8 protein-coding genes are annotated in these 6709 nt (G+C 72.8%); all 8 read left to right on the forward strand.

The window, feature by feature from the left end:
- The first annotated feature begins 118 nt into the window (after window positions 1–118).
- Window positions 119–847: a FadR/GntR family transcriptional regulator gene (locus IF06_RS0121990; RefSeq protein WP_013286510.1), complete on the forward strand. Its 729-nt coding sequence runs from the start codon at window positions 119–121 to the stop codon at window positions 845–847.
- Entirely contained in the window at window positions 844–1671 is an 828-nt protein-coding gene (locus IF06_RS0121995; protein WP_030273254.1) for a sterol desaturase family protein, read from the forward strand. Before IF06_RS0121990 ends, IF06_RS0121995 begins: the two co-directional genes overlap by 4 nt.
- Window positions 1668–2339, forward strand: a complete 672-nt coding sequence (locus IF06_RS0122000) for a lysoplasmalogenase (protein WP_030273256.1) — start codon at window positions 1668–1670, stop codon at window positions 2337–2339. The genes IF06_RS0121995 and IF06_RS0122000 overlap by 4 nt, the downstream gene beginning before the upstream one ends.
- Window positions 2312–2803 carry an SsrA-binding protein SmpB gene (smpB, locus tag IF06_RS0122005; protein ID WP_013286513.1) on the forward strand — a complete coding sequence of 164 codons (492 nt, stop codon included), beginning with the start codon at window positions 2312–2314 and terminating at the stop codon, window positions 2801–2803. Before IF06_RS0122000 ends, smpB begins: the two co-directional genes overlap by 28 nt.
- Window positions 2804–2845: 42 nt before the next feature.
- Entirely contained in the window at window positions 2846–3394 is a 549-nt protein-coding gene (locus IF06_RS0122010; protein ID WP_013286514.1) for a DinB family protein, read from the forward strand.
- A 47-nt stretch (window positions 3395–3441) separates the two neighbouring features.
- Window positions 3442–4017 (forward strand): helix-turn-helix domain-containing protein, encoded by a 576-nt coding sequence (locus IF06_RS0122015; protein WP_013286515.1) that lies wholly within the window; start codon window positions 3442–3444, stop codon window positions 4015–4017.
- The gene (locus IF06_RS0122020; RefSeq protein WP_013476650.1) at window positions 4014–5294 is read left to right on the forward strand and encodes an MFS transporter; all 1281 of its coding nucleotides are present in this window, start codon (window positions 4014–4016) and stop codon (window positions 5292–5294) included. Before IF06_RS0122015 ends, IF06_RS0122020 begins: the two co-directional genes overlap by 4 nt.
- A 114-nt stretch (window positions 5295–5408) precedes the next feature.
- Window positions 5409–6644: a glycoside hydrolase family 16 protein gene (locus IF06_RS0122025; RefSeq protein WP_013286517.1), complete on the forward strand. Its 1236-nt coding sequence runs from the start codon at window positions 5409–5411 to the stop codon at window positions 6642–6644.
- Window positions 6645–6709: the final 65 nt, after the last annotated feature.

Here is a 6709-nt window from a genome sequence, read left to right on the forward strand (position 1 = left end):
GCGGGCCTACGGCGGAAAGGATACGAGGGGTGACGGCTGCGGCACGCACCGGCCGCCCCCGAAATCCACTGGTACAACCAGTTGACGGGTTGATGTGTTCGGGGCCACACTTCTGCGCATGACCTTCGATCCCGCGCCTCGTGTCTCGGTCTCCGACCACGTCTTCGGGCGGCTGCGCGACGCGATCGTGTCCGGCCGGTACGCACCGGACGAGACGCTGCCCGGCGAGCGGGAGCTGGCCGGCGCGTTCGAGGTCAACCGGCACGCGGTCCGGGAGGCGCTGCGCCGCCTGCAACAGCTCGGCCTGGTCCGGGTCAGCCAGGGCGGCGCGACCCGGGTACTGGACTGGCGGGTCCACGCCGGGCTGGACCTGGCGCTGTCCCTGGCCCGCTCCACTGACGTACTCCCGGTCGAGACGCTGGTGCGCGACATGCTGGAGATGCGGGCCTGCGTCGGGATCGACGCGGCCCGGCTCTGCGCCGAGCGCGCGGACGCGGCGGTCGTCGCCGCCCTGGTCCGGGCCGCCGAGGAGTACGGCGACCTGGCCCCCGACCTGGACCTGATGAACGAGGCGAACATCGCCATCTGGCGGCTGGTCGTGCGCGGCAGCGGTAACACCGCCTACCAGCTCGCGTTCAACAGCCTGGTGGCCGGCACGTTCGCGGTCGGCGACGTCCCCCCGGACGCCCGCGCGGCCGAACTGCTGGACGTGGCCGGGCACCGCCGTCTCGCCGCGTCGGTCGCCTCCGGTCAGGGCGCGGCGGCGGCCCGGCACGCCCGGGCGCTGCTGACCGCGCCGGTCACCACCCCCACCACCCCCACACCCGGAAGGAAAGCGCGCGCATGATCCCCGCCGTGCTGTACGCCGTCCCGGCGTTCCTGCTCCTGATCGTCATCGAGGCGGTCTCCTACCGCTTCCTGCCCGACGACGACGAACGCGGCTACGAGCTGCGCGACACCACCACCAGCCTGTCGATGGGGCTGGGCAGCCAGATCATCGGCTTCCCGTGGAAGCTGCTCACAGTCGGCCTGTTCGCGGCGCTGTGGACCGTGGCGCCGGTGCACCTGTCGCCCGGCGACTGGTGGACCTGGGTGATCCTGTTCTTCGCCGACGACCTGGCCTACTACTGGTTCCACCGCTCGCACCACGAGGTACGCGTGCTCTGGGCCAGCCACGTCGTGCACCACTCCAGCGTCTACTACAACTTCTCCACCGCGTTGCGGCAGAGCTGGACGCCGATGACCTCGCTGCCGTTCTGGCTGCCGCTGGCGCTGCTCGGCATCCCGCCGTGGATGATCTTCCTCCAGCAGTCGGTCAGCCTGCTGTACCAGTTCTTCCTGCACACCGAGCGGATCAACGTGCTGCCCCGGCCGATCGAGTGGATCTTCAACACGCCGTCGCACCACCGGGTGCACCACGGCTCGAACACCGAGTACCTGGACCGCAACTACGGCGGCATCCTGATCGTCTGGGACCGGCTGTTCGGCAGCTTCGAGCCGGAGCGGGCCACCGCGCGCTACGGGCTCACCAAGAACATCGGCACCTACAACCCGCTGCGGGTGGCCACCCACGAGTTCGCCGCGATCTGGTCCGACGTACGCGGGGCCGACTCCTGGCGACACCGCCTCGGTTACCTGTTCGGCCGTCCCGGCTGGCAGCCGGCCCGATGAGGCGCTCCTGGCTGCTGCCCCTGTTCGGGCTGGTCGCGGCCGTCGAACTGGTCGGGGTCGCGCTCGACTCGACCGCGCTCCAGTGGCTGGCCAAGCCGCTGCTCGCGCCGGTGCTGCTGGCGTACCTCTGGGCGCACCGCCACCGCGTCGACGCGGTGGCGGTCGGCCTGGTCGCCGCCACCGCGGGCGACGTCGCCCTGCTCCTGCCGGGAGACACCGCGTTCCTGGCCGGCATGGGCTTCTTCCTGGTCACCCAGATCGCGTTCATCACCGCCTTCGTCCGGTACCGGCGCGCCCGGGGCGTGGCGTGGGCCGGTTACCTGCTCGCCTGGGCCGGCGCGAACGCGCTGCTCTGGGGCATGCTCGGGCCGCTGCGGCTGCCGGTGCTCGGCTACAGCCTGGCGCTGTGCCTGATGGCCGCCGCCGCGACCGGGGTGTCCGCGCGGGTCGCCGCGGGCGGGGCGCTCTTCCTCGTCTCCGACCTGCTCATCGGCGTGGGCGCGGCCGGTGTGGACCTGCCCGGGCGGGGCCTGCTGGTGATGACCACCTACTGCGCCGCGCTGCTGCTCATCACCACCGGCTGGGTGGCCGCGCGCCCGGCGACCGGCCCGCAGCCGCCCCCGGCGGGTACTCTGCTCGCGTGGCCAGGGAGAACGGGCGCAAGCTGATCGCCTCGAACAAGAAGGCGCGGCACGACTACGACATCCTCAAGACGTACGAGGCGGGCATCGTGCTGGCCGGCACCGAGGTCAAGTCGCTGCGCGAGGGGCGGGTGTCGCTGGTCGACGCGTTCGCCCAGGAGCGCGACGGCGAGATCATGCTGTACGGCCTGCACATCGCCGAGTACGGCTTCGGCACCTGGACCAACCACGCGCCCCGGCGCACCCGCAAGCTGCTGCTGCACCGGGTGGAGATCGCCCGGATCCTGGAGAAGCTGCGCGACGGCGGCATCACGCTGGTGCCGCTGTCGATGTACTTCGCCGACGGCTGGGCCAAGGTGGAGTTGGGCCTGGCCCGGGGCCGCCGGTCGTACGACAAGCGCCAGGCGCTGGCCGAGCGGGACGCCAAACGCGAGATCGCCCGGGAGATGGGCCGCCGGCTCAAGGGCCGGACGGCGGCGCGGCGGGGCTGAGCGGGCCGTTTTCTGTCCCAGGGCGGTGGCACGCTGAGGCGCATGACCGATCTGACCTGGAACCCGCTGCTCCGCGAGCAGCTCACCTGGCACTGGACCTACCAGTTGCGCGACCGCCTCGCCGGGCTCACCGACGCCGAATACCTCTGGGAGCCGGTCCCCGGCTGCTGGAGCGTGCGCCCGCGCGGCGACGACGGCATTCCGGCGATCGACTTCGCGATGCCGCAGCCGGACCCGCCGCCGTTCACCACCATCGCCTGGCGGCTCGCCCACGTCATCGTGGGCGTGCTGGCCATGCGCAACGCGTCGCACTTCGGCCGCGCGCCCACCGACTACGCCTCGTTCCCCTACTCCCCGACCGCGGCCGGCGCGCTTGCCCAGCTCGATGAGGAGTACGCCGCCTGGACGGCAGGGGTCGAGGCGCTCGGCGAGGACGGCCTGGCCCGCCCCTGCGGCCCGGCTGAGGGGCCGTTCGCCGACGTTCCGATGGCCACGCTCGTGCTGCACATCAACCGGGAGGTGATCCACCACCTGTCCGAGGTGTGCCTGCTGCGCGACCTGTACCGCCATACACCGGAAGCAGCGCGATGAATACAAGACTCCTTGTACATCATTCCTTGTCGGTCTAGCCTGGCGGCATGACTGACGGAACCGGCAACCGGCGGGTGAGCGACCCGCGAGCCATGCGGGCGCTGGCCCACCCCACCCGGCTGCGGCTGCTCGGCGAGCTGCGCCTGCGCGGCCCGCAGACGGTCGGCATGCTGAGCGAACGGACCGGCGAGGCGGTCGGGTCGGTCAGCTACCACGTCGGCAAGCTGGCCGAGCACGGCTTCGTGGCCGAGGCGCCCGAGCTGGCCCGGGACCGGCGCGAGCGGTGGTGGCGGGCCGCGCACGCCACCACCGACTGGGATCCGCTCGAACTGCTGGACGACCCGGAGCGCCGGCTCGCCGGCAACATGCTGCGCCAGGCCGCCATGCAGCGCTATGTGGACCGCTACCAGGCGTACCTGGAGTCGGAGGCGAGCCTCGACCCCGCGTGGGTCCGCGGCACCACCAGCAGCGACATGGTGCTGCGCCTGACACCTGACGAACTGGTCGAGCTGCGCGACGAGTTGTCCGCGCTGGGCCGGCGCTGGCAGGAGCGCGGCGCACCCGGCCGGCCCGGCGCCGAGATGGTCACGCTGATCTGGCAGGCGTATCGGGGGCCGCAGTGACCCGCGACCGCCGGCCCCTGGCCGGACTGCTGATCGGGCACGCCGTCTCGCTGACCGGCAACGTGCTCACGCTCATCGCGCTGCCGCTCTACGTGCTGGCCGAGACCGGCTCACCGGCCGCCACCGGGCTGGCCGGGGCGTTCGCCACCGCGCCCGTGGTGCTCGGCGGCGCGTTCGGCGGCGTGCTCGTCGACCGGATCGGCTACCGGCGCTCCAGCGTGCTCGCCGACGTGGTCTCCGGCGTGACGATCGCCGCCGTACCCCTGTTGCACGCCACAGTCGGCCTGCCGTTCCCGGCGCTGCTGGCCCTGGTCTTCGTCAGCGGCCTGCTCGACACGCCGGGGCAGACCGCGCGCACCGCGTTGCTGCCGGAGGCCGCGGCGGCGGCAGGGGTGCCGATCGAGCGGGCGGCCGGGTGGGAGGACGCGACCTCGCGCGGCGCCCGGATGATCGGCGCACCCGTGGCCGGCCTGCTGGTCGGTGTGTTCGGGGCGGTGCCGGTGCTGGCGCTGGACGCGGTGACGTTCGCCGTGTCGGCCCTCGTGGTGACGCTGCTGGTGCCGCGCGGCCTGCGGCCGTCCGACGACGGGAGCGAGCCGGAGACCGGCGGCTACTGGCGGCAGTTCGCCGCCGGGCTGCGCTTCCTGGTCCGCGAGCCGCTGCTGCGCGCCATGGTCCTGCTGGTGCTGGTGACGAACCTGTTCGACGCGGCGAAGAGCAACGTGCTGCTGCCGGTGGTCGCCGAACGGGAACTCGGCGGGCCGGCCGCGTTCGGCCTGCTGGTGGGCGTCATGGGCGGCGGCGCGCTGGTCGGCTCGCTGGTGTTCAGCGCGATCGGGCACCGGCTGCCCCGCCGGGCCACGTTCGTCACCGCGTACGTGCTGTGCGGCGCCCCACCACTGTGGGCGCTCGCCGCCGCGCCGCCGCTGCCGGTGGTGGCCGCCGTGGTGGCGATGGCCGGGCTGGCCGCCGGCGCGCTCAACCCGCTGATGGGCGCGGTCCAGTTGGAGCGGGTGCCGCCGGCCATGCGCGCCCGGGTGTACGGCGTGATCGGCGCCGGCGCGTGGGCGGCCATGCCGGCCGGCGCGGTCGGCGCGGGATTCGCCGCGGACCGGTTCGGCCCCACGTCCACGCTCGTCGTGATGGGCGCCTGCTACCTGCTGGTGGTGCTGACGCCGCTGCTGGGCGGCCCGTGGCGGGACATGCGCCGATCCACTGTGGTACGGCAGCGGGAGCCCGAGCCGACGTCGGAGCGCCAGCGGGAAGCGCTCTCTTGACATCGACCGACTTCATTCATACCTTCATCGAAGTCTATTTGTATGGTTTGTTAACCGTTGGGCGGGGCCGGCCGCCGTGACGGTAACGGCCACCACCCCCGCAGGAGGCGCCCCGTGCGCACCATCCGTACCCTCGCCGCCCTGGCGGTGACAGCGGTCGGCCTCACCGCCGCCCTCACCGCCGTCCCCAGCACCCCGGCGGCCGCCGCCCCCGGCGCGGTCACCTGGTCCGACGACTTCAACGGCCCGGCCGGGGCCGCCCCCGACGCGAGCAAGTGGCGCTACGACATCGGTGGCGGCGGCTGGGGCAATAACGAGCTCCAGTACTACACGAACAGCACCCGCAACGCCGCGCTCGACGGCAACGGCAACCTGGTCATCACCGCCCGCAAGGAGAACCCGGGCGGCTACTCCTGCTGGTACGGAAGCTGCCAGTACACCTCGGCCCGGCTGCTCACCAACGGCACGTTCGCCCAGGCGTACGGGCGGTTCGAGGCACGCATCAAGGTCCCGCGTGGACAAGGGCTGTGGCCGGCGTTCTGGATGCTCGGCAACGACATCGGCACGAACCCGTGGCCCGGCAGCGGCGAGATCGACATCATGGAGAACGTCGGCTACGCCCCCTCGACCGTCTGGGGCACGCTGCACGGCCCCGGCTACTCCGGCGGCGGCGGCGTCGGCGCGTCCACCTCGCTGCCAGGCGGCCAGGCGCTCGCCGACGCCTTCCACACGTTCACAGTGGACTGGGCGCCGGACTCGATCACCTGGTACCTCGACGGCGTCGCGTACTCCCGCAAGACGCCCGCCGACATCGGCGGCAACCGCTGGGTCTTCGACCACCCGTTCTTCATGATCATGAACGTGGCGGTCGGCGGCAACTGGCCCGGCTCGCCGGACGGCAGCACCACGTTCCCGCAGACCATGACCGTCGACTACGTCCGCGTCCAGGCCTGGGACAACGGCGGCGGGGGCACCGGCGGCCAGATCGTCGGGTACGGCAACAAGTGCGTGGACGTGGCGAGCGCCAGCACCGCCAACGGCACCCCGGTGCAGCTCTGGACGTGCAACGGCACCGCCGCCCAGCGCTGGACCTGGAACGCCGACGGCTCGGTCCGCGCACTCGGCAAGTGCCTCGACGTGGCCGCCGGATCGACCGCGAGCGGCGCCAAGGTGCAGCTCTACGACTGCAACGGCACCGGCGCGCAGAAGTGGGTGTTCAGCGCGGCCGGGGACATCGTGAACCCCCAGGCGAACAAGTGCCTGGACGCGACGGGTCCGAGCTCGGCCGACGGCACCCGGCTGCAGATCTGGGACTGCACCGGCGGCGCCAACCAGAAGTGGCGGCGCTGACCGGTCCCCGACCCGGGGCGGGCGGCACCCCGCCCGCCCCGGCGCCCCTCATCCCCGCCCCCGCC

Source organism: Micromonospora globosa, from assembly GCF_000717585.1.
Classification (GTDB): Bacteria; Actinomycetota; Actinomycetes; order Mycobacteriales; family Micromonosporaceae; genus Micromonospora; species Micromonospora aurantiaca.

Excerpts from the sequence above, each read along its gene's own strand:
- IF06_RS0121995 (WP_030273254.1), top strand. The coding sequence starts at position 844 with ATGATCCCCGCCGTGCTGTACGCCGTCCCGGCGTTCCTGCTCCTGATC.
- IF06_RS0122000 (WP_030273256.1), top strand. The coding sequence starts at position 1,668 with ATGAGGCGCTCCTGGCTGCTGCCCCTGTTCGGGCTGGTCGCGGCCGTC.
- IF06_RS0122010 (WP_013286514.1), top strand. The coding sequence starts at position 2,846 with ATGACCGATCTGACCTGGAACCCGCTGCTCCGCGAGCAGCTCACCTGG.
- IF06_RS0121990 (WP_013286510.1), top strand. The coding sequence starts at position 119 with ATGACCTTCGATCCCGCGCCTCGTGTCTCGGTCTCCGACCACGTCTTC.
- IF06_RS0122015 (WP_013286515.1), top strand. The coding sequence starts at position 3,442 with ATGACTGACGGAACCGGCAACCGGCGGGTGAGCGACCCGCGAGCCATG.